Origin of the sequence: Streptomyces sp. NPDC058701 (assembly GCF_042715295.1) — a bacterium.
Taxonomy (GTDB): Bacteria; Actinomycetota; Actinomycetes; order Streptomycetales; family Streptomycetaceae; genus Streptomyces.
In genome coordinates, this window is record NZ_JBHXSY010000007.1 from 19489 (window position 1) to 45477 (window position 25989).

The 25989-nt window shown below is 75.5% G+C and carries 20 protein-coding genes; 9 read left to right on the forward strand and 11 right to left on the reverse strand.

Annotated features, from left to right (window positions below; genetic code table 11):
* The first annotated feature begins 3402 nt into the window (after positions 1-3402).
* Positions 3403-3660 (forward strand): hypothetical protein, encoded by a 258-nt coding sequence (locus tag ACFWW8_RS09420; protein WP_386525833.1) that lies wholly within the window; start codon positions 3403-3405, stop codon positions 3658-3660.
* 251 nt (positions 3661-3911) lie between these two features.
* On the opposite strand, the gene ACFWW8_RS09425 is transcribed toward ACFWW8_RS09420, so the two are convergent.
* The 3 genes from ACFWW8_RS09425 to ACFWW8_RS09435 form a co-directional block, all read right to left on the reverse strand.
* Positions 3912-4283: a low affinity iron permease family protein gene (locus ACFWW8_RS09425; protein WP_386525836.1), complete on the reverse strand. Its 372-nt coding sequence runs from the start codon at positions 4281-4283 to the stop codon at positions 3912-3914.
* Between the two features lie 156 nt (positions 4284-4439).
* The gene (locus ACFWW8_RS09430; RefSeq protein WP_386525838.1) at positions 4440-5237 is read right to left on the reverse strand and encodes a hypothetical protein; all 798 of its coding nucleotides are present in this window, start codon (positions 5235-5237) and stop codon (positions 4440-4442) included.
* Positions 5237-6514: a VWA domain-containing protein gene (locus ACFWW8_RS09435; RefSeq protein ID WP_386525840.1), complete on the reverse strand. Its 1278-nt coding sequence runs from the start codon at positions 6512-6514 to the stop codon at positions 5237-5239. The genes ACFWW8_RS09430 and ACFWW8_RS09435 overlap by 1 nt, the downstream gene beginning before the upstream one ends.
* A gap of 12 nt (positions 6515-6526) precedes the next feature.
* On the opposite strand from ACFWW8_RS09435, the gene ACFWW8_RS09440 reads away from it, so the two are divergent.
* Both ACFWW8_RS09440 and ACFWW8_RS09445 read left to right on the forward strand, forming a co-directional pair.
* Positions 6527-6964, forward strand: coding sequence for a DUF6204 family protein (locus ACFWW8_RS09440; RefSeq protein WP_386525843.1), 438 nt, complete (start codon positions 6527-6529; stop codon positions 6962-6964).
* A gap of 36 nt (positions 6965-7000) precedes the next feature.
* On the forward strand, positions 7001-7189 hold the full coding sequence (locus tag ACFWW8_RS09445) for a hypothetical protein (RefSeq protein ID WP_386525846.1): 189 nt from the start codon (positions 7001-7003) through the stop codon (positions 7187-7189).
* Here the strand turns inward: ACFWW8_RS09445 and ACFWW8_RS09450 are convergent.
* Positions 7156-8937: an FAD-dependent monooxygenase gene (locus ACFWW8_RS09450; protein WP_386525850.1), complete on the reverse strand. Its 1782-nt coding sequence runs from the start codon at positions 8935-8937 to the stop codon at positions 7156-7158. The genes ACFWW8_RS09445 and ACFWW8_RS09450 overlap by 34 nt on opposite strands.
* Positions 8938-9008: 71 nt before the next feature.
* Positions 9009-9419 carry an organic hydroperoxide resistance protein gene (locus ACFWW8_RS09455; protein ID WP_383923620.1) on the reverse strand — a complete coding sequence of 137 codons (411 nt, stop codon included), beginning with the start codon at positions 9417-9419 and terminating at the stop codon, positions 9009-9011.
* Positions 9420-9549: 130 nt separating this feature from the next.
* Here ACFWW8_RS09455 and ACFWW8_RS09460 point away from each other — a divergent pair, with 130 nt between their 5' ends.
* A complete protein-coding gene (locus ACFWW8_RS09460) occupies positions 9550-10026 on the forward strand; it encodes a MarR family winged helix-turn-helix transcriptional regulator (protein ID WP_386525854.1) in 477 nt (158 codons plus the stop codon).
* A gap of 42 nt (positions 10027-10068) precedes the next feature.
* Here the strand turns inward: ACFWW8_RS09460 and ACFWW8_RS09465 are convergent, their stop codons facing one another.
* Entirely contained in the window at positions 10069-10377 is a 309-nt protein-coding gene (locus tag ACFWW8_RS09465; protein ID WP_386525856.1) for a hypothetical protein, read from the reverse strand.
* A 186-nt stretch (positions 10378-10563) separates the two neighbouring features.
* On the opposite strand from ACFWW8_RS09465, the gene ACFWW8_RS09470 reads away from it, so the two are divergent.
* A complete protein-coding gene (locus ACFWW8_RS09470; protein WP_386525858.1) occupies positions 10564-11598 on the forward strand; it encodes a PHP domain-containing protein in 1035 nt (344 codons plus the stop codon).
* Positions 11599-11607: 9 nt separating this feature from the next.
* On the opposite strand, the gene ACFWW8_RS09475 is transcribed toward ACFWW8_RS09470, so the two are convergent.
* Positions 11608-12477 carry a UbiA family prenyltransferase gene (locus ACFWW8_RS09475; protein WP_386525861.1) on the reverse strand — a complete coding sequence of 290 codons (870 nt, stop codon included), beginning with the start codon at positions 12475-12477 and terminating at the stop codon, positions 11608-11610.
* Positions 12478-12553: 76 nt separating this feature from the next.
* Here ACFWW8_RS09475 and ACFWW8_RS09480 point away from each other — a divergent pair, with 76 nt between their 5' ends.
* From ACFWW8_RS09480 to ACFWW8_RS09490, 3 genes are read left to right on the forward strand one after another with little or no spacing between them, the layout of a single operon-like run.
* The gene (locus ACFWW8_RS09480) at positions 12554-13615 is read left to right on the forward strand and encodes a type III polyketide synthase (protein WP_386525863.1); all 1062 of its coding nucleotides are present in this window, start codon (positions 12554-12556) and stop codon (positions 13613-13615) included.
* A 5-nt stretch (positions 13616-13620) separates the two neighbouring features.
* Positions 13621-14172, forward strand: coding sequence for an isoprenylcysteine carboxyl methyltransferase family protein (locus tag ACFWW8_RS09485; protein WP_386525865.1), 552 nt, complete (start codon positions 13621-13623; stop codon positions 14170-14172).
* Complete coding sequence (locus ACFWW8_RS09490; RefSeq protein ID WP_386525868.1) at positions 14169-15194, forward strand: NAD(P)/FAD-dependent oxidoreductase; 1026 nt, start codon at positions 14169-14171, stop codon at positions 15192-15194. Before ACFWW8_RS09485 ends, ACFWW8_RS09490 begins: the two co-directional genes overlap by 4 nt.
* A gap of 60 nt (positions 15195-15254) precedes the next feature.
* Here ACFWW8_RS09490 and ACFWW8_RS09495 read toward each other — a convergent pair whose 3' ends face one another.
* Entirely contained in the window at positions 15255-16244 is a 990-nt protein-coding gene (locus tag ACFWW8_RS09495) for a hypothetical protein (RefSeq protein ID WP_386525870.1), read from the reverse strand.
* A gap of 185 nt (positions 16245-16429) precedes the next feature.
* Between ACFWW8_RS09495 and ACFWW8_RS09500 the strand changes: the two genes are divergently transcribed.
* Positions 16430-18130, forward strand: coding sequence for a carboxylesterase/lipase family protein (locus ACFWW8_RS09500; protein ID WP_386526415.1), 1701 nt, complete (start codon positions 16430-16432; stop codon positions 18128-18130).
* A gap of 264 nt (positions 18131-18394) precedes the next feature.
* Here ACFWW8_RS09500 and ACFWW8_RS09505 read toward each other — a convergent pair whose 3' ends face one another.
* Genes ACFWW8_RS09505 through ACFWW8_RS09515 form a run of 3 tightly spaced genes read right to left on the reverse strand, consistent with a single transcriptional unit; the run spans position 18395 to position 25736 of the window.
* Entirely contained in the window at positions 18395-20245 is a 1851-nt protein-coding gene (locus ACFWW8_RS09505) for a hypothetical protein (RefSeq protein WP_386525872.1), read from the reverse strand.
* A complete protein-coding gene (locus tag ACFWW8_RS09510) occupies positions 20242-24576 on the reverse strand; it encodes a DUF5682 family protein (protein WP_386525875.1) in 4335 nt (1444 codons plus the stop codon). Before ACFWW8_RS09510 ends, ACFWW8_RS09505 begins: the two co-directional genes overlap by 4 nt.
* The gene (locus ACFWW8_RS09515) at positions 24576-25736 is read right to left on the reverse strand and encodes an AAA family ATPase (RefSeq protein WP_386525878.1); all 1161 of its coding nucleotides are present in this window, start codon (positions 25734-25736) and stop codon (positions 24576-24578) included. Before ACFWW8_RS09515 ends, ACFWW8_RS09510 begins: the two co-directional genes overlap by 1 nt.
* Between the last annotated feature and the right edge of the window lie 253 nt (positions 25737-25989).

Sequence of the window (25989 nt, forward strand, 5' to 3'; positions counted from 1 at the left end):
CCAGGCGCTTCGGTCGCACGGGGGACGGGACATGGGCTTTCCCACCGCCACGGGGCGCGGGGACAGGACTTGCTGTCGTGGGCGCCCCCTGATGAAGGGGGGCAGATCTTCCACCAGGTGCCTGAGCGAACTTCGGCGGCAACAGGAGGATAATAGGTCTTTTGGCGTTGACACGTCTATACATTTCCTTTGATGCCCGACATCGGGGGCGCACGGAAGTAGCTACAGGGCAGCCCTCGCTTCAGCAACCCCATTCAACGTCCAGAAACGAGCAATGCACCGATTGCCGGGGTTTCCGTGCGTACCTTCCATTGTCCGTATTGCCGGGGTTTTAGGACGCGGGACAATGTGCCGCATTGCCGGGGTTTCTCAGCAATGCCAGCCCCCCTGGGGGCACTCTCGCGCTTGACCAGAAGCGGCGATGGAGGGACTACGGGTTTAAGGAAATGAGTGGTGTGCGGGCTTGCCCCCGCAGCCATCCTGTCCACGACTCGGGAAAGCGATCACCGAGGCCAAGGGCCGCTGCCCACTGGCTTTCAGTCACACACACCCCAGAGCCGGCACCACCCTGCGCAGGCACCGCGCACTGCGCTGCGGGGGCATGGCGGGCCACAAGCCGCGCCAACCCTTTGCCGTCGGGGGGTATCGAGGTTGACGGAGCCTCAGGCGCGTGATCGTTCAGCGCCTGACACCTGGTCTCAGCGCGGCGCCTTGTCGCCGCCTGGCGCGCACGGTGACTGACACCCGCCATGGACCGATCCGAGCGGCTCCGCACTCAGGCAAGGGGAGCTGACAGCCCTCTCTCCCCTCTGCACCGGCACCGCGACTGCTGCACCGGACAACCGGGCGGCGTGCACATGGAGGGCCAGAACGCGTTCGAAGCGTTGCTGGCGCCTGAGTTCCTGGGCGTCCACACCCCAGAGTCGGCCAGCCCCTGATGATCTCACCGCCGTGAAACCTGTGCCTAGTGCGGCCGAAATCAGAATGGTCCACAGGAGGATGCTCCCCACAGTTCGCCCTTTCGAAGGCTGAGGTTCAAACGAGCCCACAGCAGCAGGCCCGACGATCCCTCGGCATAACGCTCCGGCATATGCCGGGATGCGCCCCGTCGTCCGATTGCATCCATGCGCAGCAATCCGCCGGGCATCTAGATATATCTACCGATGATCAGTCGGCGCATGTGTCGGCCAGAGCGAGGCCGACCGCGGCGCGGCGGGGCTCCGGCCGAGGACCGATGCGCTCCTGCGGGCACGAGGCCGTCCGGATCCCAGGGGTCGACGGACCGTCGATGAGGTTCCGCCGATCAGGAGAGGAAGGAGATGACGGCATGCCGCAAGAGCGGGCTCCGGGCGTAGCGATCACATCGCGCGGGAGATCCTCAGAGGCGAGAAGGTCCGTCGATGGCTGCGTCCATCCGGAGCTCACGGTCTCCGCGTCGCGGCATGACGGTGCGAAAGCAGGCTCGAATGTCACACTCCCGGCTCGTTTGCAGAACCGATATGCCAGCGTCAACGCTTACCCGTCGACCACCATCACCCGAATGGCACACACCCAGACCAACATCGAGAGCGTTTATGGAATATGACAACAGCAAAGCTCGCCGTCTCCCTCCGCAAAACTGCAGAGGTAGACGGACGGGAGGGAAGAGTTCACTCCGGGCCCACTCGGATCGGAAAGTGGATGTTCACTCCACCCTCAACCGACTGTGGCGCGCCCCGGAACGCGACGCTGGGACACGAGAGTCTGGAAATCGATCTTCATTACTCCTCCTCGATCTTCGAGGACTTCCTCCATACGATGAGCATGATCCAGATCGACTTCGGCAGACGGTCGGGTAGGGCGCCATCCGCCCCGACTGTCGATGAGTGCTCGGGTGGCAGCTTCCGTGTATGAGCCGTACGGATACCCGGGCCCCTGCGGCCTCCCACCCCAGACGGAGCCCTCTGCCTACTGGGCCCAGCCGGAGCACCTACAGCATTCCTCCGCCGAACGGCCGCTCGGCGGGCCTGATGAGGGGCATCCTCCGTGGGACCCGGCGACAGAACTCGCCGGCCTTCTCCAGGAGAAGGCCGCGCTCGGACTGTCGGAGCCCTTCACCCGAGTCGGCTTCGCCGGCATCGGTGAGACGGCCGGCACTCTCGGGTACGTCGCGGGGCTGTCGCACACCCCGACCGAGCGTTCGCCCACACAGGGCCCCGGCGGGCACCGGCGAAACCGGTCGAAGTCCTCAAAAGGGACCCTGCTGCACACGGGAAGCCTGTTCACCGCGGTACTGGTCGCCGCCATCGCCGCCGTGGTGAGCATCCTCAGCGGGTTGGCCATCTGTGACGCCCTACGCCACAGCGCCGCCCCCCACACGGCCCGTGAAGTGGTCATCTGGTGGCCCCTCCTGATCTACGGCCCCTGGGTGGTTGCCTCCCTGTCCATCCTCAGATCCGCTGTGCACCAGCGCCGCGCACTCCACTCCTGGTCCATCGTCTTGCTGTTCTCCACCATGGCCACACTGCTGTGCGTAGCCCAGGCACCCAGAACGATCACCGCCGGGGCAGCCTCTGCCCTTCCCGCCATCGCGGCACTGGCATGCTTCCAACAGCTGGTCCGCCAGATCACCCTCACCCGACCGCCACGCCAAGCCGCTCCAAGACACAGAAACCCGGCACTCAGACAGACGGCTGCGGCCAGACACGGCCAGGACAAAATCGCTCACGGCCACCCCGCAGCAGACAACCGAGCGGTCCGCCCGGCGTCCCCCGGCCACAGGTTCGGGTGAGACGCAGATCGGCCGTACGCGTGCGACGGCACCACTCGTGCCAGTCAGTCTCACGGCCCCCAGCCCGGACGACGGGTGGCGGCCACGCGGACCGACGAGCGGTGTAGACGCCGACGGGCCGTCGGTGCGGGCTTGCCGGCCGAAAGCCGAGTCGGTCGGGCCTTACACGGGTGGCGACCGCCAAGAGCTGAGGCGGTAGCAGCCGCTGACTCCTTGGCCAACCCGTTCCTTCCCACACGTCAAAGGGGTGCGCGCCTGCACCTTTGAAACGAAGATCGAAAGCGATGGTCACGGGCCGTACGCAGACTCAGCCCGTCGGCCTACCTGCCGTCCCCTCATGAGCCGCGCCAGGACCCGCCCACCACGATGCGGCTCGAACCTCGCCCCCGCTCCCACCAGCGCCCGGTCCGCGGCACAGCCGAACAACGTCCCATGGGCAACGGTCATGCCCTGCCCGGCGACAGAGGCTGACGACTCCGTGGCTGCCGCGCCGTGGATCGGTTGACCAGCGGCGCGGCAGCCACGGACCGTGCGCGCAAGGGGCTGGCGCACGGGCACGGGCACAACTCGCCGGACCGAAATCCACAACGGGCTCCGGCTCACACCCCCATGAACCACGAGAGGTCAGCACCATGGCGTACGAGATGACCCACGCCGAACGCACCCGGTACAAGCGGCGCCAAGACGCCGCCTACCAGGCCGGCAACGAGGCCGTCACCAACCTTCGGGCAGCGCTTGCGCTCGCAGACATGGCCCTTCCCTCCCTGAGCAATGACGGGCCGGTGGCAGGCCACGGCTTCGTCCGGCTCGGAGGCTGCAACGCCGACTTCGCCAACCGGCTCGCCGAGGTCATCGCCGCAGGCGCCGACGCGCTGCAGCGCCAACGGTGACTGGCCCGGCACAGCCACGGGCAGCGTCGTAGAGCCGCTTTGTCCAGTCCGGCGCACTGCAAGAGAACGAAGCCGAGGCTCTTCCCGTCTGCGGGGATCGGGGCACGACGCCCGCACCGTTTCAAGAACAGGCGTTTCATGGGGCCGTCAGGGCCTGCTCCAGCTTCGCCCGACGCCGTCCGATGCCGCGAACGCCTCCACCAGTTCGCCGGCGCAACCGCGGCCATGGACACGGTGTCGGGGGCCTCGGGCTACTCCTGCTCCTCCAGTCGGATGGCCTTCTTCAGGTCGTGGTGGGCCTTGCCCCCCTTGCCCTCCTGCTGCTCCAGCAGGGCTGCCGCGATGGCGTCGAGCTTGCGCTGGATGGCGTGCTCCGCGCGTCTCTCGGAGTTCTTCAGCAGGGCCAGCAGCAGCAGGGCGACCGCGCCCATGGCGTCACCCGTCAGGTGTTGCCAGCTCATGGACAGGTGCAGTGCGTGGGCCACGATGAAAGCCGCCACGAGCAGCACGCAGAGCACGGAGAATCCCGCGGAGCTGGTGAAGTTCGAGGCGAGCTCGGCGAATTTCTCGAATCGGCCGACTTTGCCGTGGGGGTTCTTCTCCGAAGGATGTTCGATGCTCATGCTGCCCGCCTGCCCGGACGGAACCTCCGGCACACCTCGGGCGACCCCCCGCCACCCGCGAGGCCGGGGCGAACGGCCTCGTACGAGGCCGCGGCGACGGCCCGGCTCCGGGTGGTCGCGGTCCCGGGGAGCACCCGGCCGCGACCACCCGGGCGGTCAGGCGCCCGGCGGGACCCGGTGCGGGCGGCCGGAACCGCGCGTCAGGGAGTACCCGAAGAGTCCGGCGGCCGCTCCGAGCACGCCGCCCGCGGCGGTCCAGATCCAGCGGTCGGACCACCAGCCGCCGGCCCAGCCGTCCTCCGGTTCGCGCAGCGCGGAGGTCACGGTGGCGGGCACCAGGGGGGCGGCGAGGGCGCCGTCCACCGCGTGGGCGCCGCCGGCCTCCTTCACCTCGGCCTCGACGGCCGCGCGCACCGGCAGACCGAGGTCCTCCTCGGGTGCGCCGATGACCGTCAGCCGTACGTAGTAGCTGCCGGGCAGCGGGTCGTCGGCCCACGGCTCGGCTCCGGCGCGGACCGTGCGCAGGGTGCAGGACAGGTCCGCCGCGGCGGCGTTCGCGGCCGCCGCGACGGTCTGCGTGCCGTACGTGCAGGCCTGTCGGCGGCGCAGGCCGTCGTACACGTCGAGCCGCCAGGTGGAGGCTCCGTGCCGGGTTGAGGCCTCGGGGAACGTCACCTTCGCCCTGACGGTGACGCGCTGCTGGGCGTCGATCGGGAGCACCCAGTACAGGTAGTCCCCGGTGGAGGCGGCCGCCGTGGCCTGCTGGCCAGGGCGGAACGCGGCCGCGGTGCGGAAGCTCGTACCGGCCTCGGTCGGGGCGGGTCCGCCCTCTCCGGAGGCGGTCGGGCTCGGGCTCGGATTCGCCGACGGGGTGTCCGCGCAGGCCGTTCCCACCACCGCGATGGCTGCGGTCGCGGCCAGCAGGGCGGCGGTCAGGGTGCGTACGGTACGCATCAGTTGGTCCTCCAGACGGAGACGCGCCAGCGGGAGATCCATCCCCACACCAGACCGGCCAGCAGGCCGAACAGAACCAGGGCGGCCAGCAGCCACCAGCCGCGCCCGAGACCGAAGGACGCGGCGTCGGACGCCTCGTCGGGTCCGTCCACCACCTCGATGGTCAGTTCCACGGGCATGCCCGGGGAGGTCTTGACGGACGCGGGGGCGGAGAAGGAGTTGCTGACCTGCACGCAGACGGTCTCCGCGGCGGGCTTCGCGTCGTCGTCCGCGCCGTCGGCCTCGGCCTTGGGGTAGCGCAGGCCGGTGGACAGGACGTCGGTGCGCCCGTCGCCGGCCTCGGAGCCGCGGACGATCTCCCGCCCGTGGACGGTGGTGGCGCGCAGCAGGACCCCGTAGTCCCGGTTGACGGCGCGGTCGGCGGCGATGCTGACGGAGGCGCGCAGTTCCTGGCCGGGCAGGACGTCCACGCGGTACCAGCGGTGCTCGCCGAAGGTCTCGCGGTCGCTGTACAGACCGGGCTTCAGCTGCGGGGCGCCCTCGCACTGCTTCGCGCCCTCGGTGACGACCGGGTTGACCACCGGGTCGGCGGCGCGGTCGACGAGCTGTTTGACGCGGCCGGAGAGTTCCGCGGTGTGCTGCACCGAGGTGTAGGTGCCGCCGGTGGCCTCGGCGATGCAGGTCAGCTGGGCGCGGGTCTTGGCGTCCGGGACCAGCCCGAGGGTGTCGATGACCAGGTGGATGCCCTTGGCGGCGATGTCGCGGGCGACCTCGCACGGGTCGAGCGGCGCGCAGGTGTCCTCGCCGTCGGTGATGAGGACGATCCGCTTGGTGGCATCTCCGCCGTCGAGGTCCTGCGCGGCGGCGAGCAGGGCCGGACCGATCGGGGTCCAGCCGGTGGGGGCGAGGGTCGCCACCGCGGTCTTCGCCTCGGTGCGGTTCAGCGGTCCGACCGGGTAGAGCTGCTTGGTGTCCTTGCAGCCCAGGGCCTTGTCGTCGCCGGGGTAGGTGGCGCCCAGGGTTCGTATGCCGAGGCGGACCTCGTCGGGCACCGCGTCGATGACCTCGTTGAAGGCCTGCTTCGCCGCGGCCATCCGGGACTGGCCGTCGATGTCGGCGGCCCGCATGGAGCCGCTGACGTCCAGGACGAGATCGACCTTGGGGGGTTCCTTGGCCGCGGGTCCGTCGGCGGCTGTGGCACTCGCCGGGAGGAGCCCGACGACCAGGGCGGCGAGCAGGCCGCACGCCCCGGCCGCAAGCCGTTTCGATGTGATCATCGCCGGATCGTATTGAGGATCGTCCGGCAATCCAAAACGGGCCCCGGGCCCGGACTTTCGGGCCGCGCCGGGAGGCTGGCCGGTGCCCGGCGCGGGCCGCGCCGGGAGGCGGTCGGCCCTGGCGCGGCCTTTGGCCGGGCGCTGGCCACCGCGTGCGACGACGCCATGCCGTACGCGGCCTTCACCCCCGAGGGCCACCTCGTGTACGACATCGCCGCCGCGACTCCTTCGCGTTCCGCTTCCTGGACTCCGGCGAGGCCCAGGAGGACATCCTCGACGCGACGGACCGCGACGGACCGCGACGGACCGCGCCGACTCGCGGCGGAGAGCCGGCTGGGCGAGCGCGGGTACGGCTTCGAGGGGCTCGCCCCCCGGGCCCAGGACATGTCGCTCGCCCCGCTGAGCAGGCGTCAGCGCCGGGCGGCGGCCCGCGCCGACGGCGGGGCCTGATCGGACCACCGGTCGTCGGGTTTCGTCTTCGACGGGATGACGGGCCTGCGCGCCGCCCACCGCGGCCGGGGCGTGTCCATCGCCGTGAAGGCGCCGGGTGTCGGCTTCGCCGGGTTGTGCGGAGTCGGCCGCGTCCGTACGGTCCACCACCCGGCGAACGTGCGGGCCGTCGCGGCGAACCGGACGCCGGGCTACGTCGACGCGGAGTGGGACGGGGGTCCCTGAGCGTCCGGGGCGAAGACGGCTGCGAGGTGGGCGGCCAGCCGGCGCGGATCGGGCGGGCAGAGCCGGGCGCCGAGGTGGCCGTCGGGGCGGACCACGAAGGCGGTGGGGCGCTCCACCCCGTAGAGGCGGGCGAACTCGCCCTCCGTGTCGTGGTGGACGGGCCGGGCCGTGCCGTCGGCCGGGGTGCCGGGGGCGAGGATCGTACAGACCTCGATCCGGTCCCCGGTGCAGGCGCGTGCCGTCGTGACGAGCGCGTCGAAGTCCGCGTCGAGGTCCGCGGCGCCGTCCGGGTCTCCGGTGCCGAACAGCAGCAGCACGTGGCCGCGCTCGCGCAGGAGGTCGTACAGGCGCAGCGGGTAGGCGGCGATGGGCCCGCTGAGGCCCCCGCAGTCCGGGGCCCGGTCACCGGGGCGCGGGCCGGAACCGCCGGACCCCTCGCCGGTGTCGCCGACGTGACCGGAGTCAGCCTGGGATCCGGAGTCACCCCCGGATCCGGTGGCCCCGCCGCCCGGTGGGTCGACGATCGGGCCGCCCCGGTAGGTGACGAGCAGTTGGGCTTCGCGCAGCAGCAGTGTGGCCGGGTCCTCGGGATCGGCCTGCACTCCTTCCGCCGCGTGCCGGACGGTGCGGCCGACGACCTCCTCGCCGACGGGCCGCCGCTCGGCGTCGTAGCTCGCGAGCAGGCGGGGGCCGGCGGCACCCGCGACGGCGAGGGCGAGTTTCCAGGCGAGGTTGAAGGCGTCCTGGATGCCCGTGTTCATGCCCTGCGCGCCCGTCGGCGGGTGGATGTGGGCGGCGTCCCCGGCGACGAACACGCGCCCGTCGCCGTACCGGTCGACGATCCGGTGGCTGATCCGGAACACCGAGGCCCAGCGCATGGTGCTCGCGGTCGTCGGTTGCGGGGAGAGCCGGTCCAGGACCGCCTGGATGTCGGACAGCGCGGGGGCCCGGCCGCTCTGCAGGCCGTGCGCCACCCCGTCCCCGGCGGTCCTGGTCGCCGGGCCGGCCCCGGGCGCCCGCCCGGCGTCCGAGAGCTCGGGCGGGACCAGCATCGACATGCGGTACCGGCCCGGTCCGGGCAGCGGGATGCCCACGAGGACGTCGTCGACCGTGCCGTCGGCGGCGCGGTGCATGGCGCGTACGCCGTAGCCGGCGGGCAGGTCCCAGTCGACCTCGACGTCGGCGAGCATGTACCCGTCGGGGAAGGCACCGCCCTCGAAGGTGAGCCCGAGGCCCTTGCGGACGATGCTGTGCGCACCGTCGCAGCCGATCAGGTACCGGGAGCGAACCTCTTCCTCCGTGCCGTCCGCGGCGCGCAGGACGCTGGTGACCCCGTCGGCGTCCCGGCTGAACGAGACCAGTTCCACGGACCGTTCGATCGCGGTGCCGAAGCGGCCCAGGAACGCCTCGAGGATGCGCTCCGTCTCGTACTGCGGCAGCGCGGCGAATCCGTACGGCACTTCGGGGGGCATGACCAGCTCGACGCGGCTCTGCTCGACGCCGTTGGCGTACACCAGCTGCCCGCGCATCGGGACGGACGCGTCGAGGGCGTCGCGCACGAAGCCCATCCGGTCCCAGACCTCCAGGGTCCGGGGCTGGATGCCGACCGCCTTCGCGAACGGGAGCCTGGCCGGGAGCCGGTCGACGATCCGGCAGCCGACCCCGTGCCGGCGCAGTTCCCCCGCGGCGGTGAGGCCGACGGGCCCGGCGCCGGCGACCAGCACGTCCGTGGTGTAGGTGCGCGCCATGGGCGCCTCCCTGGGAGCGGCCCCGTACGGGTCGGTGCCCTCCCATGGTCGCCCGGGGGCGCGCGGAGCGGCTACTCGATCACCAGCTCCACGTCGATGTTGCCGCGGGTGGCGCGGGAGTACGGGCAGACCTCGTGCGCCTGCTTGACCAGCAGGGCGCCGGTCTCGCCGGCGAGGGACTCGGGGAGCTCCACCCGCAGGACCACGGCCAGGCCGAACGCGGGGCCGTCCTTGCCGATGGAGACCTCGGCGGTCACCGAGACCTCGCTCGTGTCGGCCTTGGCCTGACGGCCGACGAGGCCGAGGGCGCTGGCGAAGCACGCGGCGTACCCGGCGGCGAAGAGCTGCTCGGGGTTGGTCCCGCGGCCGTCTCCACCGAGCGCCGGGGGCATGGCCAGCGCGAGGTCGATCTGACCGTCCGAGCTGACGGTGCGGCCTTCGCGGCCGTTGGCGGTGGCGACAGCGGTGTACAGGGCGTCCATCGGAGTTCCTCTCACAGGGGTGAACCGTGGTGCGGGGGCCGGGTGGCCGGCCGCGCCCCACCAGTAGAACACGCAATTCAGTTGTGCACAACTCAATGCCGCGCACGCTGCTGCGCGTACACTGGCGGACATGACCGAGACGCCGACCGAACCTCTCACCCACCAGGACTTCCTTCGTCTGGACGGGCAGATCTGCTTCGCCCTGAACGCGGCGAACCGGGCCTTCGGCGGCCTCTACCGCGTCGTTCTCAAGGACCTGGGCCTGACCTACCCCCAGTACCTGGTGATGCTGGTCCTCTGGGAGCACGGCGAGCTGCCGGTCAAGCAGATCGGGCAGCACCTGCGGCTCGACTCCGGGACGTTGTCGCCCCTGCTCAAGCGGCTGGAGGCGGCCGGACTCGTGGTCCGCGAGCGCAGCACCGAGGACGAGCGCTCCGTGCGCGCACGCCTCACCCCGGAGGGCGTCGCCCTGCGTGACCGCGCGGTGGAGGTGCCCCGGCGCATCGCGGCCGCGACCGGCTTCGAGCTCGCCGAGATCCGCGACCTCCACGCCCGCCTCGGGCGCCTCACCGCGGCCCTGGACGCCGCCGTCCCTCCGGAGGCCTGAGCGGATCCACGGCGCTCCGGAGGTCCTGGGCACGCTCCGGGGTCACTCCTCGTCGGCCGCGTTCGCCAGGTTCTCCCGAGCCGTCAGCTGCCCCTGCACGAAGGCGTCCGTGTGCGGCGCGTAGGGACCGCCGTGGTCGGCGAGCAGTTCGGTGATCCGCCGCCACTCCGCCACGGTCGCGGCGGTGTCCTCGTCGGCCTGATCGAGGTCGCCCGCCGCCTCCTCGGCGGCCTCCAGGGCGGCCGCCGTCTCGTGGTGCGTCATCCCGGTGGCCGTGTGCCGCACCCGGTCACGGGCGGCGCGCTCCGCCTCGGAGGGCTCGTGGGGCCGGGTCGCCTCGTCATCGGTCATGCCTCGTCCTCGCCCTCGGTCGTGCCGTGCTCGCTCATGGGTTCTACCGCCCCGCCCGGCCCCGCGTCCGTCCTGGTCGCGGGCGCCCGGGCCACCTCCCGTATACCCCGGACCTGGGGGTTCATCGCGCGACGCGCCCGAGCGGGACGCCCGCCCGCTTGCCACACTGGGGCGAGGAGGTGAGCGATGGACCCGGTGGCGGCGCTCGACCGGATCGCGTTCCTGCTGGAGCGCGCGCAGGCCCCCACCTACCGGGTGCGCGCCTTCCGGACGGCGGCGGCCGCACTCGTCCGCATGGGCGGGCCCGAGACCGCGGCGCGGGCGTCGGCCGGCTCCCTGGAGGCCGTCAAGGGCATCGGCCCCAAGACCGCCCGGGTCGTACGGGAGGCGCTCGCCGGATCGGTACCCGGCTACCTGCAAGCGCTGGAGGACGAGGCCGCCGCGCTCCCCGAGGGCCCCCCGCCCGCACCGGAGGCCCTCGCCCTGCGGGCGGCCCTGCGCGGGGACTGCCACATGCACTCGGACTGGTCCGACGGCGGCAGCCCGATCGACGCGATGGGGCGGGCGGCGGCCTCGCTGGGTCACGCGTACGCCGTGCTCACCGACCACTCGCCGCGGCTCACCATCGCCCGCGGGCTCTCCCCCGACCGGCTGCGCGAGCAACTGGACGTGGTGGCCGGGCTCAACGCGTCCTGGGCACCGTTCAGGCTCCTGACGGGCATCGAGTGCGACATCCTGGACGACGGGTCGCTGGACCAGGAGCCCGAGCTGCTGGAGCGGCTGGACGTGGTCGTCGGGTCCGTGCACTCGAAGCTGCGCATGGACGCGCCCGCGATGACCCAGCGTCTGCTGGCAGCCGTGCGCAATCCCCTGATGGACGTACTGGGCCACTGCACCGGGCGGCTCGTCACCGGGCGGACCCGGCCCGAGTCGCAGTTCGACGCGGACCGGGTCTTCGCCGCGTGCGCCGGGGCCGGTACCGCCGTGGAGATCAACAGCCGGCCCGAGCGGCTGGATCCGCCGAAGCGGCTGCTGCGGCTCGCGGTGGAGGCCGGGACCTTCTTCGCGATCGACACGGACGCGCACGCCCCGGGCCAGTTGGACTGGCAGCTCCTCGGCTGCGAGCGGGCCGTCGCGTGCGGGGTCCCCGCCGACCGCGTCGTCAACACCTGGGACGCGGACGACCTGTTGACCTGGACCCGCACCCGGCGCGCCCCCTGACGACGCCCCCTACCCCCGCATCCGCACGACCAGCAGCACCGCGTCCGCCCCGGCCAGGGCCAGTACCGCCAGGAAGGGGAGCCGGCCGGCGGGACGGCAGGAGACGAGCAGCGCCGTCGCCGCCGCCGCGCCCAGCAGACCCCGGCCGTACGCCGGCACCCGCTCCGGCGGGCCCGCCACCAGCACCGCCGTGGAGGCCAGGACCAGAAGCCCCGCGACCCTGGCCGCCCACCGCGCCCCGAGGCGGTGCGGCAGGCCCCTGATCCCGGTGGCCAGGTCGTCGTCGATGTCGGGCAGTACGTTCGCGAAGTGCGCGCCCGCACCGAGCAGGGCCGCACCGGCCGTGAGCCACGACGGCGGCCACGGCGCCCCGGGCAGGCCCAGCGTGACGAAGGCCGGCAGCAGGCCGAAGGCCACCGCGTACGGGAGCCAGGAGACGGCGGTGGCCTTCAGCCGGAGGTTGTACGCCCAGGCGGCGGCCACCGCGAGGAGGTGGACGGCGCCGGCCGCCCGGCCGGCGGCCAGCGACAGCGGGACGCAACACAGCAGGGCCAGGCCCGCGGCCGCGGCCACCGCCGCCGGGGGCACCGTCCCGGCCGCCACGGGTTTGTCCCGGCGGCCCGCGGCGAGGTCGCGCCGGAGGTCCGCCCGGTCGTTGCACCAGCCCACGGAGAGCTGCCCGGCGGCCACGGCGGCCACGGTCAGGGGGGTTCCGGGCAGACCGCGTCCCACGGCGACCGCCAGCGCGGCGGCGAGCACGGTGACGGCCGCCGCCGGAACCGGGTGACAGGCTCCCAGCAGCCCGAGGGCCGCGCGGAGGCGTCCCGCGGCCCGCGGGGCCGCCGCGGCGGGACGGGGGGATGCGAGTCGCGCGGGCACGACGCCACGGTAGACGGCGCCGCGCCCGGTCCGCCTCATTCATAACGAAATGTCAGTTCTTTTCTATGGTGAACGAATGACACGTGTCCTGGCAGTGAGCAGCGTGTTCCCTCCCCACCGCCATCCGCAGTCCGAGATCACGGCAGCGCTCGCCCACTTCCTGCCGCCCGGTTCCGACGCCGCCCTCCTGCACCGGGTCCACGCCTCGGCGCGCGTGGAGGCCCGCCACCTCGTGCTCCCGCTGGACCGGTACGGGCCCGCGAACGACTTCGGCGCCATGAACGCCCTCTTCGTGGAAGCGGCCCTCGACCTCGGTGCCCGGGCCCTCGAACTCGCCCTCGCCGAGGCCGGCATGGAGGCCGACGCCGTCGACCTGGTCATGTCGACCACGGTCACCGGGCTCGCCACCCCGTCCTTGGAGGCCCGGCTCGCCGGGCGGGCCGGCCTGCGCCCCGACGTGAAACGGGTACCGCTCTTCGGGCTCGGCTGCGCCGCGGGCGCCGCCGGGCTCGGCCACGTCCACGACCACCTCACCGGGCACCCGGAGCACGCGGCCCTCCTCCTGTCCACAGAACTGTGCTCGCTCACCCTCCAGTCCGCCGACACCTCGACGGCCGCCCTGGTGGCCGGGGCCCTCTTCGGCGACGGGGCCGGAGCCCTGCTCGCCGTGGGCCGCGACCACCCGCTGCACGCCACCGCCGCCGGGCCCGCGGTGGTGGCGTCGCGCAGCCGCCTCTACCCGGGCACCGGGCACCTCCTCGGCTGGGACATCGGGCACTGGGGCTTCCGGATGGTCCTCGGGCGCGAACTCCCCGACCTGGTAAGGCTGCACGTCGCGGAAGAGGTCGAGGACTTCCTCGCGGCACACGACCTCAAGCCGGCCGACGTGGACGCCTGGATCTGCCACCCCGGCGGGCCCAAGCTGCTCGACGTGCTCGCCGACGCCCTGGCGCTTCCCGAGGCGGCCTTCGCCGCGAGCAGGCGCTCGCTGGCCTCCGTCGGCAACCTCTCCTCGGCGTCCGTCCTGCACATCCTGGGCTCCGTCCAGGAGGCCGGCCCGCCGCCGCCCGGATCGGTCGGGCTGATGCTCGCCTTCGGTCCGGGCTTCGCCTCCGAACTCGTCCTCCTGCGGTGGTGACCTCCATGACCTGGTACCTGATCCTCATCGGCCTCGTCTGCGCCGAGCGGCTCGCCGAACTCCTCACGGCGCGCCGGCACACCGCGTGGAGCCTCGCGCGCGGCGGCGTCGAGCACGGCCGCGGCCACTATCCAGCGATGGTCGCCCTGCACTCCGCCCTGCTCGCGGGGTGCGTGCTGGAACCGCTGCTGGCCGGCAGGCCGTTCGTGCCCGCGGTCGGCTGGCCCGCCCTCGTCCTGGCCCTCGCGGCCCAGGGCCTGCGCTGGTGGTGCATCCGCACCCTCGGACCGCGCTGGAACACCCGGGTGGTCGTCGTGCCCGGGCTGCCGCTGGTCGCCGGCGGACCGTACCGGTGGCTGCGCCACCCCAACTACGTCGCGGTTGTGGTGGAGGGGTTCGCACTGCCGCTGGTGCACGGCGCCTGGCTGACCGCGCTCGGCTTCACCGTGCTCAACGCGGTGCTGCTGCGCGTACGGATCCGCTGCGAGGACGACGCCCTCGCCGGGGCGGTCGCGCGCCAGGCGCCGGCATCGGCGACGACCGGCGGCGTGCGGTGATCGACCTGCTGATCGCGGGAGGCGGGCCGGCCGGGCTGGCCACCGCCATCCACGGGGCCCTGGGCGGCCTGGAGGTGGTGGTCGCGGAGCCGCGGCCGACACCCATCGACAAGGCCTGCGGGGAGGGGCTGATGCCCGGCGCGGTCCGCCGCCTGCGCGAGCTGGGCGTGCCCGTGGAGGGGCACCCGTTCCACGGGATCCGCTACGTGGACGGCGTGAACGGCCGCCACGCGGAGGGGCTGTTCCGTTGCGGCCCCGGGCTCGGTGCCCGGCGGACCGCGCTCCAGTCCGCGCTGGCCGGACGCGCCGCCGCCCTCGGCGTCCGGGTCGTCCCGCGGCGGGTGGACGGGGTCGTCCAGGACGGCGACCGCGTCCACGCGGCCGGGCTCACCGCGCGCTACCTCGTGGCGGCCGACGGGCTGCACTCCCCCGTGCGGCGCGGACTGGACCTGGCGGCCCCGCCGGTGCCCGGCCGGCCGGCGCGCTACGGGCTGCGCCGCCACTACGACCTCGCGCCGTGGAGCCGGCTCGTCGAGGTGCACTGGGCGGACCGGTGCGAGGCGTACGTGACCCCGCTGGCGCCCGGCCGGATCGGCGTCGCGCTCCTGACCGGCGAGCACGCGCCCTTCGACGTACAGCTCGCCCGTTTCCCGCTGCTGGCCGAACGCCTGGCGGGGGCCGCCGGAACGCCGGTGCGCGGGGCGGGCCCGCTGCGCCAGGGTGCGCGCGTACGGGTGGCCGGGCGCGTTCTGTTCGTCGGGGACGCGGCGGGCTACGTCGACGCGCTGACCGGCGAGGGGCTCACCCTGGCCGTGACCGCCGCCGGGGAGCTGGTGCGCTGCGTACGGGAGGGCCGGCCGCAGGCGTACGAGCGGGCCTGGCGGGAACTCTCGCGCAGCTACCGCACGTTGACCGCCTCCCTGCTCTGGGCCCGCCACCGGCCCCCGCTCGCGCGGCGGATCGTGCCGCTTGCGGCGCGGCTCCCGCGCGTGTTCACCGGGGCCGTCAACCTCCTGGCGTGACACGGCACCCCGCGCACGGGGCGCGGGGTGCCGGTGCCGTACCGGAGGGGCCGGCCGGTTCTAGGCCGAGCGCTGCTGACGGTTCCTCAGGGCCAGCCCGGCGAGGACGGCGCCGGCCGCGGCGCAGAACACCGCGATGACGCCCGCCCAGGCCAGCGACCCGCCCACGGCACCCGACAGGGGGTCGTAGTGCGCGGCGCCGGCGAACACGTGCAGGGCGACGACGCCGAGGGCCGTGACCGCCCCCGCCCGCCACACGAGCGGGGTGTCCCGGGCCGCGAGCACCGCACCGGCGCCGAGGCACAGGAGGGTGACGACCAGGGGCAGGAAGCCCGCGGGGGAGGCGGAGGAGAGCGCCGTCAGGTCGGCCGGGAGGTGGAGCGCACCGCTGACCAGCAGGGCGAGCGCCACGGGCCAGCGCAATACGTGCCGCAGGGCCGGGGAGGCCTCCGGCCGCTCGGTGGGGGCCTTTCGCGAGCGGGGCGGCGCCTGGGCCGCGGGAGGGCGGGTCCGCGGTTCCGCGTAGGGCGCGGGGCGGGCGGGTGTTTCCGCGTACGGGGCGTCGTGCAGCTCGGTGTACCCGGGCTCGTACGGCTCCGCCGGCGGCTCCGCGCCCTCTCCGGGCCGTTCCGCGGACCCGGCGGGCGCGCGTTCCGGCGCACCGGACCCGTCGGGTTCGCCCGCGCCGAGGATGGTCACCAGCAGGGCCACGTCCTCGATGGACCGGCCGACAGCGGCGGCGCGCAACGTGATGTCCGCCTCCACCACCTCGTGCGGGTGCTCGCCCAGGAGAGCGACCATCTGCCGGACCTCGTCCACGGGCCGGGTCACGGCGGCCGTGCGAAGCGCCTCGTGTCCGGGGTTGGGCGACTGGCCGGTGTCCTTGAGGAGGCTCACCAGCGCGGTGACCTCTTCGAGCGGGCGGCAGGTCGCCGCCGTTTCCAGCAGGGTGCGCACGGGCTCCTGGCCGGGAGCGTCCGGTGCGGTGGTGTCGGGGATCCCGTGGCGGTCTTCGTCGTCCGTTGCCGCGAGGGTGATGGGGTCATTCATGGAAAGCTCCGTTCGCCGACGCGCGGGTCTACACATCGCGCGCCGGTCATCGTGCGTCATGGGAAGCGCACGCTTTGTTACATTTAGTGTCACTTCTGTTCACTGCGCCATTCGGGGCGCGCAAACGGGGGACTCCCCTTGGGGGCACCGGGCTTTACGGGGAAAGGACGTCAGCCGTGCCCGTCATGCGTCTCCTCTCCCGCCGACGGGCCCGCGCGCTCGCGGCGGCGGTCCTGTCCCTCCTCGCCGCCGCCGCGCCGACGGCGGGCGTCGCACCCGGTCCGCGGCAGCCCGTGGTGGAGACCGACCGGGGGGCGGTCCGCGGCCGGGCGCACGGCGCGTACGACACCTTCGAGGGCATCCCGTACGCCGCTCCTCCGACGGGCCCGCTGCGCTGGCGGCTTCCGGAACCGGCGCCCGCGTGGCCGGGCGTCCTGGACGCCCGGGCGCCCGGCTCCCGCTGCGTGCAGCTCCCGCCGCTCGGGCCCGGCGGCCCCAGCGGCTCCGAGGACTGCCTGTTCCTCAACGTGACGGCGCCGCCGGTGCGCGGCCGGGGGGCGCCGCGGCCCGTCATGGTCTGGTTCCACGGCGGCGGCTTCCAGAACGGCGCGGGCGATCCGTACCGGCCGGACCGGCTCGCCGTCCGGGGCGACGCGGTGGTCGTCACCGTCAACTACCGGCTGGGGATCTTCGGGCTGTTCGGTCATCCGGAGCTGGGCGGGGCCCCGGGCTTCGCCCTCGCCGACCAGCAGGCGGCGCTGCGCTGGGTACGGACGAACGCGCACCGCTTCGGCGCCGATCCGCGCAACGTCACCGTCTTCGGCGAGTCGGCGGGCGCGCTGAGCGTGTGCGCCCACCTCGTGTCCCCGGCCTCCGCGGGCCTGTTCCACCGGGCCGTCGTGCAGAGCGGTTCGTGCTCGACGACGATGCCGCCCCGGTCCCTGCTGCCCACGCTCGGCACGTACGAGCCCTTCACCCCCGAACGGAGCACGGTCGAGGCCGGGGCCGCGGCGGCGGTCCGGCTCGGCTGCGGCGGGCCGGCGGACGGGGCGCCCGGCGTCGGGGCGGGGGTGGCAGGAGCGCCGGGGCCGACGGGACCGGCCGGAGCCGCGGGGCCGGTGGGCGCGGTGGACTGCCTGCGGCGGCTGGACGCCGGCGCGCTCGCCACTCCGGAACTGATGGGGCGGTTCTCGCTGGTCCCCTACGGCAACGCCGCGCTGCCGACGGAGCCCCGGCGGGCGCTGCGCGAGGGGCGCTTCCACCGGGTGCCGGTCGTACAGGGCACCACCCGCGACGAGATGCGGGTCTTCCTGGGGCAGACCCTGGCGGCGTTCCCGGTGCCCGACCGGGCCGCCTACCGGGCCCGGCTGGAGCAGTCGTTCGACGCCGGGACCGCCCGCGCGGTCGAGGCGGAGTACCCGGCGGCCGCCTACCCGAACCCTGTGGTGGCCCTGGCCACCCTGCTGTCCGACGCGTCCTTCACCTGCCCGTCGCTGCGGGACGCCGAGGCGCTGGCCCGGCACGTGCCGACGTACGGCTACCTCTTCGCCGACGGCGACGCGCCCAACGCCACCGGGCTCGCGGAGGTGCCGGGGCTGCCCTACGCCGCGTCGCACGGCTTCGAACTCCCCTACCTGTTCACCTCCGTGCCGCTGGCGGCGCCGCAACGGGAGCTCGCGGACCGGATGACCGGCTACTGGACGGCGTTCGCCCGGACCGGGATCCCCGCGGCGCAGGGCGCTCCCGCCTGGCCGCGGTACCGCTCGCCGGCCTCCGTGCTGAACCTGGCGCCGGGGGCGGGCGGGATCCGCCCCGTGGACGCGCGGACCGCACACCACTGCGCGCTGTGGGACGCGCGGTGGCCGGCCGCGACCGGCTCCCGGTAGCCACCGGCCGGCGGGTAGCGGGCGGCCCCCGTTCGCGCCCGACGCCCGCCCGCGTCCCGGGCGGCCGGGTCGCCGCGTCCGGTTCTTCTTCCCGGACAGGGCGGGGTGGGTGCGGGTGCCGTGCCCTCGCCGGGGGTCGCGGCGGCCGCCTCGGCCCGGGCCTTCAGCGGCCCGCGCCCCTGCCGGACTGGCCGAGCCCCGATCTCGCCGTGCTCCGGGCCCGGCTCGGCGGCGCCGCGGGCCCCGGCCCGGACGGCCCCGCCGTCAGGTGAGGGCCGCTGACGCCCAGGAGGCGGCGACCAGGCTGCGCTCCGCCGCCGACAGGTGGGCGGCGGCCGCCAGCCAGGCCCGGGCGTAGCCCTCGGCGGAGGGGTCGCCGAGGCGGCCGAAGACGTCGCGGGGCCGTCGGTCGGCCTCGGCGGCCAGCGCCGCGGCGCAGTCCGCCGCCGCGGTGAAACCGGCCCGGCGCAGCGGCCCGTATCCCGAGCGGTGGTCCTCGCCCCGGGCGGACTCCGCCACGGCGCGGCGGCCTCCCGCGACGCCGGCTTCCAGCAGGCGGCGTACGCGCCACAGCGGGGAGTCGGCCAGCGGGTCCGGGCCCGCCGGGGCGGGGGCCGGGGCGGCGTCCGGGGCGTGGCCCGCCTGCGGGAGGTGGTGCCCCTGGAGGCGGTCGTAGCCGAGGTCGGCGCGGCCGAGCCATTCCTCGGGCAGCCGCAGGGTGTGGTCGGCGCCGGGTACGGGTCCCACGGCGAGGGGCCGCAGGGTGGCGGCCCGGTCCAGGTCGGGGCGGCCCAGGACCCGGATCCGCAGTCCCGGGCGCCCGGCGAGGCGGCGCAGGTTGTCCGCGTGCGGGAGCTCCGGGTGGGGGTGCGCGGCGCGCAGCCGGAGCAGGGGCCCGTCCGGCCGGGCCTCGCGGACCAGGAGGTGTTCCCCGGCGGCGCCGACGACGGCCACGTCGCAGCCGAGCAGGGCGGGTTCGGCGCCGTCCGGGTCGGCCAGGCCGTCGGCGACGGCCTCGGCCGCCGGGCGGGCGAAGAGGGCGGCGGCGGGCCCCTCGCTCCAGGGCGTGCCGGGCAGCGGGGTGGCCTTGACCGCCCGTCCGGCTCCGAGTCTGCCCTCCGGGGAGACCGTGGCACCGGCGATGCGCAGACCCCCGCGGGCCAGTCCGGCGTGGTCGAGGGCGGCTCCGCCCAGGGCCACGGAGGCGGAGCCCGCGCCGCGGGCCCGGGCCAGGCCCCCGGGGCGTACGTCGGCGACCGAGTAACGGGCGCCGTCGGGGGCCAGGAGGTGGGTGACCACTCCCCCGTAGCCGGTGGCGGACAGCACCGGCTCGCGGCACAGGCCGTACACGCGGAGGCTGCCGCCCGGTGCGTAGGCGCGGCGGGACGTGCCGGTCAGCGCCGGGTCGGTGGATCCGGAGGCCAGCAGGGCCGTGGTGTACAGGAGTTCCCGGAAGGCCTCCGTCAGGTCGCCGAGCCGCTGGGAGGCCTGCCGCTCGCGGGCGGCGCGCAGGCCCCGTACGACCCGCAGGGCGGCCGCCTCGGCGCGCGGCAGTGCGGCGAGGCGGGCGGTGTGTGCCGCGCGGAGGAGTTCGGCCTGCACCACGGCGCCGCCGGCGGTGGCCCCCGCGGCCAGGGCCTCGGCGGCGGCCTCCCAGAGCGCGCGGGCGGCCGCGGTCCGGGCGCCGGTCAGCGCCCGGGGCGCCGCGGCGTCGGGCGGCGACGTCGGTGCCGGTTCCCCGGCGGGGGCCCCGGGCGCCGGGAGCGGGGCGTCGGCGGGCGGCGGATCGGCCGGCACGGTCTCGGCCGGCGGCGTGTCGGCGAGCGGGGCCGCGCCCAGGACGGCGGCCCGGTGGAGGCAGCGGGGCGCCAGCAGGCAGCCGCACACGGCCTGTTCGGCGCGCGTGACCGTCCCCTCGGGCCCGGGCCGCAGGGTGACGACGGCGTCCTCCCCGAAGCGGACGGCGACGCTGCCGTCCGGCGCGCGGACGGCTGCGGCGGCGCAGCTCGCGGTGGCGGCGTCCAGCTTCTTGCGCAGCCGGGCCGTGAGGTTCTCGACCGCCTCGGCCAGCACTTCGGGGGCGACGGCCGGCAGGAGGGTGTCTGCGCTGCTCAACGGGGTTCTCCACGGAGTCGTTCGCCCACCCAGCGGGCGAGGGCGAGGGGGCTGAGTGCGGCCACGGGCATCCCCGCCGCGACGAGTTGGCCCGCCACCGGGACCGAGTACCGGGGCGTGCCCGCGTCGTCGAGCGCCGCGCAGCCCAGCAGGTGGGCTCCGGAGGCGGCGAGGGCCCGGACCTCACCGAGGAGGCCGCCGATCGGCGCCCCCTCCTCGAAGTCGCTGACCACGACCACGAGGGTGCGGCTCGGCACGGTGATCAGGGAGCGGGCGTGGGCGAGTCCGGCGGCGATGTGCGTACCGCCGCCGACCCGGACCTCCAGCAGCAGCGACAGCGGGTCCTCGACCCGGTCGGTGAGGTCCACGACCTGGGTGGAGAAGGCGAGGAAGTGGGTGGACAGGGTCGGCACTCCGCCGAGTACGGCCGCGGTGAGGGCGGACCAGACGACCGAGGCCTCCATGGAGCCGGAGACGTCGACGACGAGGATCAGCCGCCAGTCGGCCTCCCGGCCGGCGCGGGTGGCGAAGACGGGGTGTTCGGGGACGACGACCACGCCGCCGTCCGGACGCCTGCGGGTGTGCGCGAGGTTGGCGCGCAGGGTGCGGGCGAGGTCGAGGCGGCCGCCGGGGCGGCGGGTGGGCCGCGGGGTGGACAGACCGGACAGCGCGGGGCGCAGCCGGGTGGCGAGTTCCCCGGCGAGTTCCTCGACGAGCCGCCGCACGAGGGGGCGCAGCCGGGCGAGCTGGGCCTCCGGCAGGCCGCCTGCGAGGGACAGTACGGAGCTCAGCAGTTCCACCGAGGGCCGCACGCTCGCCGGGTCCAGGTGGGCGAGTACGTCGGTGCGACCCGTTTCGGCCGCCCGCGCGAGCACTTCCTCCCGCACGTCGGCGCCGAAGAGCGATTCCAGTTCGCCCGACCATTCCCGGGCTGTGGGGAAGGACGCCTCGCTGCCGCCGCCCCGGCCCGCGCCGCTGCCGCCGTCGAGGTCGGCGGCGCCCTCGCCGCGTCCGGCGCCGTACAGCTCGTCCAGCGCGCGGGCGTAGCGGCGGGCCCCCGCGGGGAGCCGGTCGCGCTCGCGTCCGAGGAGCAGGCGCCAGCGGTCGGCGGGGGCGATCCGCCGGTCGTCGGACGCGCCGGGTACGCGGGGTCCGGCCTCGTGCGGCGCCTCGGGGGCCGGGGGCCGGCGGGCCGGGGCGGGCTCGGGACCGTTGGCGGGGGCCGGAGCGGCGGGCCCCGGGGCCGGGAGCGCCTTCAGCGCGGCGAGGCCGGCGGCGTCGGCGGCGGCCCACAGGGCGAGGAGGGCGGGCGGGGCGTCGAGCGCGAGGTCGACGCGGTCGCCGAGACGCTCGGTGACGGTGGCCAGCAGCCGGTCCCGGGCGGCGGGCGAGAGCGCGTCGAAGCCGCCCCGCAGGGCGGGAAGGCGGTCCAGGAAGGCCGGATCGGCGAGGTGTTCCACCCGGTCCAGGAGCGGCCCGAGGGCGGCCGGGGACGCCTGGAGCAGCGGTCCGGCGGCGGTCAGGAGCCCGCCGAGGCGGCGGGTCAGGGCCCGCCGGCCGTCGGGGCCGGCCGCACCGTCGATCCACCCGGCGGCCCGGTCGCCGAGGTCCGCGGCGGGGTCGAGGTCGAGGAGGACCCGGACGGCCAGGGCGGCGCCCTGCATCAGCGGCGACGCGTCCCGGGCCAGGTCCGCGAGGGCGGCGTCGGTGCGCAGGCCGAGGTGGAGCGCGGCGGCCCGGTCCGCGAGCGCGACCAGGGCGGCCGCGTCGGCGGGGTCGTCGCTCCCGGCGAGGCCGGGCAGGGAGCGTACGGCGGCTTCGAGCAGGTCACCGGTGAGCGCGGCGGCGGTGGCGCGGGTCTCCGCGCCGGTGCCGGGGAGGTGGCCGCGGTGCAGAGCCTCCAGGAGGTCGAGGGCGTCGAGGAGTTCGGGCAGCGTGGCGGTCTGCGGCAGGACGGAGGCCGCCTCGTGGAGTCGTACGCCGACCAGTTCGGGCAGGTCGCAGCGTGCGGCGGCGGCCAGCCCGGCGAGGATCCCGGCCGGGGTCGGGCCGCCGTCGGCGGCGGCGCGGCGGGCGGTGTCGCGCAGGGTCCCGGCGGCCGCCTGGGCGGCGGTGACACCGCGCACCCCGGCGAGGTCGAGCCGCGCCGGGACGGACGGGGTCCAGGCCAGGCGCCACTTGGTTCCGAGGGCGGAACCATCACCCGTGGCGGCGACGGCGACCGGTTCCCCGTACGAGGCGCCGCAGACGGCGAGGCGTTGCAGCAGCACCTCGCGGCGGCCGTCGAGGGGCGAGCGGAGCGGGTCGAGGCGGAGCTCGCGGGGGGCGGGGTCGTCGGGGCCCGGGAGCCGCAGCTCCGCCAGCTCGGCCTCGACCGAGGGGCCGAGACCGGAGCGGGGCGCGTGCGGGGTGATCCGGCCGCGGGAGGTGCCGACGAGCACGGCCTCGAGGGCCCGCGCCAGGGCCCGGCCGCGGCCGAGGGGCTCGCCCTGGCCGAGGACGGTGGTGACGGCCTCGATGAGTTCGCCGCGGCCCGGCGCGGGGAGTCCGCGCAGGACGGCGAGGTCGCAGGCGAGCCGCAGCGCTTCGGCGGCCTCGCCGGTCCCGGCGGTGTGCCGTGCGCGGCGCAGCTCGCGGCAGAGCCGGGTGACGGCGACGGAGGCCGCCTCCCGGACCCGTACGGGGTCGCCGGCGGCGTGCAGGACGGCCTGCTGCCAGAGGGGGTCGCGGATGCCGGCCGGGTACCCGGAGCGGGAGTCGAGCAGGTCGAAGGAGTACGGAACGAGCGAGGTGACGGCGCCACCCCCGGACCCGGCAACGACCCCCGCTGCCCCGCTCACGACGCGGAGGCCCCCGGCCGCCGCGCCACCGGCACCCGGGCCGGGCCCGGTACCGGTACCCCGGGCGGGCACGATGCCGGCGGCTGCCGCGAACGGCGCCGGCCCGGAGACGCCGGCGGTGCCGGCCGCGATGCCGGTCCCGTCGGCGCTGCTGGTACGTCGGGCGGGGGCGGTGTCCGCGACGGGGGCGGGGCGGGCGGAGCCGGTGCCCTCGGCGAACGCCGCCGGGGCGGGAACGGCATCGGCGCCGGAGGCGGAGACGGTTCCGGCGGGCGCCGCGCCGACAGGCCCACGGCACGCGGTACTGACGGGCCCGGCGGGCCCGGCGGCCGGCGCCGGGCCGAGTCCGGCGGCGGGGGCTGCGGCTGCGGCTGCGGCTGCGGCTGCGGGCGTCACCGGGCTGGTGGCGCTGCCTGAGCCTGCGGCCGTGCCGGAACCGGATGCCGGGGCGGTACCTGCGGCCATGCCGGTACCGGCGGCCGAGGCGGTACCGGCGGCCGAGGCGGCCGCGGTGGGCGTCCCGCCGCCGGGCGCGGAGCGCGCGGAGTCGGAGGCCGCGGCGGGCGACTCCGCCCCGGGCGCGACGCCGGTGGGCTCGTGGCGTGCGGAGCCGGTGGGCGCCACCGGGCCGGGAGCGGGGGCCGCGCCTGCGGTGGCGGTGTTCCGGGGCGCGGGGGCGTTGGTGGGGGGCAGGAGGGCCGGGGCGTGGAAGGCGCCGATCACGGCGGCCACCGTACGGCCGCCGGTCGCCGCCGTGGCGATCACCTCGCGCATGTGGGCCTCGCGCGCCAGGTCCGTGGCCGGGACGGCCGCGTCCTCGCGCAGGGCCCAGCCGACGCCGAGCGCGGCCCGGCGTACGGCCTCCGGGGAGCATCCCGGGGCGAGCACCTCGACGGCGCGGTCCCACATGTCCTCGCCGGTGCGGCCCGTCCCGGCAGCGGTCAGGCCGTCCGCGTACGAGCGACCCGCACCCCGGTCGCCGACGGCGGGCCCCGGAGCGAGCGAGTCCGGCTCCGTCTCGGCGGCCCGGGGAACCGGTGCGGACTCCGGGGGCCCGTCGAGGGCGGGCTCCGGCGCCCCGGGCCGGTCGGCGTCCGCCGGGGTACCGGCCCAGGCCCGGGACGACAGCGGGAGGTCGCAGCACAGCACCTCCGCACCGCGGTCGCGCGCCCAGCGGATGGCGGCCAGTTCGGGGGAGAAGTCCGCGAACGGGTAGAACGCCAGACGGCCGTCCTCCCCCGTGCCCGCCAGGGCGACCGGGGCCACCGTCTCCGGATCGGCCAGGTGCTCCAGCCAGGGCTGGAACTCCGTCGGCAGTTCCACGCAGACCACGTCCGCGCCCGAGGCATCCAGCAGGTCCGGGACCACCGCGGCCAGCGCCGGGCTGTGGTGGCGCACCCCCAACAGGTACGGCGCGCGGGACGCCGCCAGCGCGGCGAGCGCGTCACGCGGGTCGGTACGCGGGTCGGTACGCGGGTCGGTGGACGTCATCACAGGCTCCCGCGCAGGTCCCACAGGCGGCGCCACATCGCCGAACCGTCCTCGGCGCGGCGGCGCACCGGGCCGTCCCAGTACCCCAGCAGCCGCGCGTGGTCGGCCGGGTCGTCCTTCCGCACGACGCCCAGCAGATGCCCCGGCAGCAGGTCCAGCACGTCCCCGCCCGGAAGGTACGCGGCGGCGACCCCGAGCGACGCGGCCACCTGCACGGCCTCCGCGGTGGACATGACCGTACCGGGGCGCTCCACGTCCCAGCCCTCGGCGGAACGCCCCGACCTGAGGTCCCGGAAGACGGTGACGAGCGCGTCGAGGACGGCGTCGTCGACGCCGAACGCGGCGCCCGCCCGCTGGACGGCGGCGACCGCCTGGCGGCGGATCAGCGTGGCCTCCGCGTCCGCGTCCGCGATCGGGGCGACGGTCTCGAAGTTGAAGCGTCGCTTGAGCGCGGCGGACATCTCGGAGACACCGCGGTCACGGAGGTTGGCGGTGGCGATGACGGTGAAACCGGGGGCGGCGGAGACCACCGCATCCTGGGTGGCGGTCAGTTCGGGCACGCTGACCCGGCGGTCGGACAGGATCGACACCAGCGCGTCCTGCACCTCGGGCAGGCACCGGGTGATCTCCTCGACCCGGACGACCCGGCCCGTCCGCATCGCGGAGAGCACCGGGGAGTCCACGAGGGCCTTCGCGGTGGGGCCCTGGGCGAGCAGCAGCGCGTAGTTCCAGCCGTAGCGGAAGGCGTCCTCGGTGGTGCCGGCGGTCCCCTGGACGGTGAGGGCGCTGGTACCGCTGACGGCGGCGGCCAGCAGTTCGGACAGCATCGACTTGGCGGTGCCGGGTTCGCCGGTGAGCAGCAGTCCGCGCTCGCCGGCGAGGGTGACGACGCAACGCTCCACGAGGGAGCGTTCGCCGACGAACTTGGGGGCGACGGCCATGCGCGCGGGCAGCCCGTCGCGGCGCTCGGGCAGGGCGAGTTCGGCGCCGTCGCTGCCGCAGACGAAGGTGACGACGGCGCGCGGGGTCAGGGCCCAGCCGGGCGGGCGGGGGCCGGGGTCCTGGGCGGCGAGGAAGGCGAGCTCGGCCGCGTACCGCTCCTCCGCCGGACGTACCTGGCGGGCGGTGGTCTCGGGGGCGGGCTGTTCGGTAAGGGTCATCGGGGTGGTCCTCCGGTGGATGGCTGGGGGGGTGGGATGGTGACGGCCCGTGTGGTGGGTGGTGCCGTACCGCCAACGGAGCGTGGCGGGGCAGGCGGTCGCCGATGGGGCGTCGGGGCGTCGGGGCGTCGGGGCGTCGGGGCGTCGGGGCGTCGGGCAGGGTGGACGGTCGGTCGGTGCGGACGGTACGGACGATCCAGTGGTTCGGATGGGACAGGCGGCCAGGCGGGTCAGGGGGACAGGGGGTCAGGCA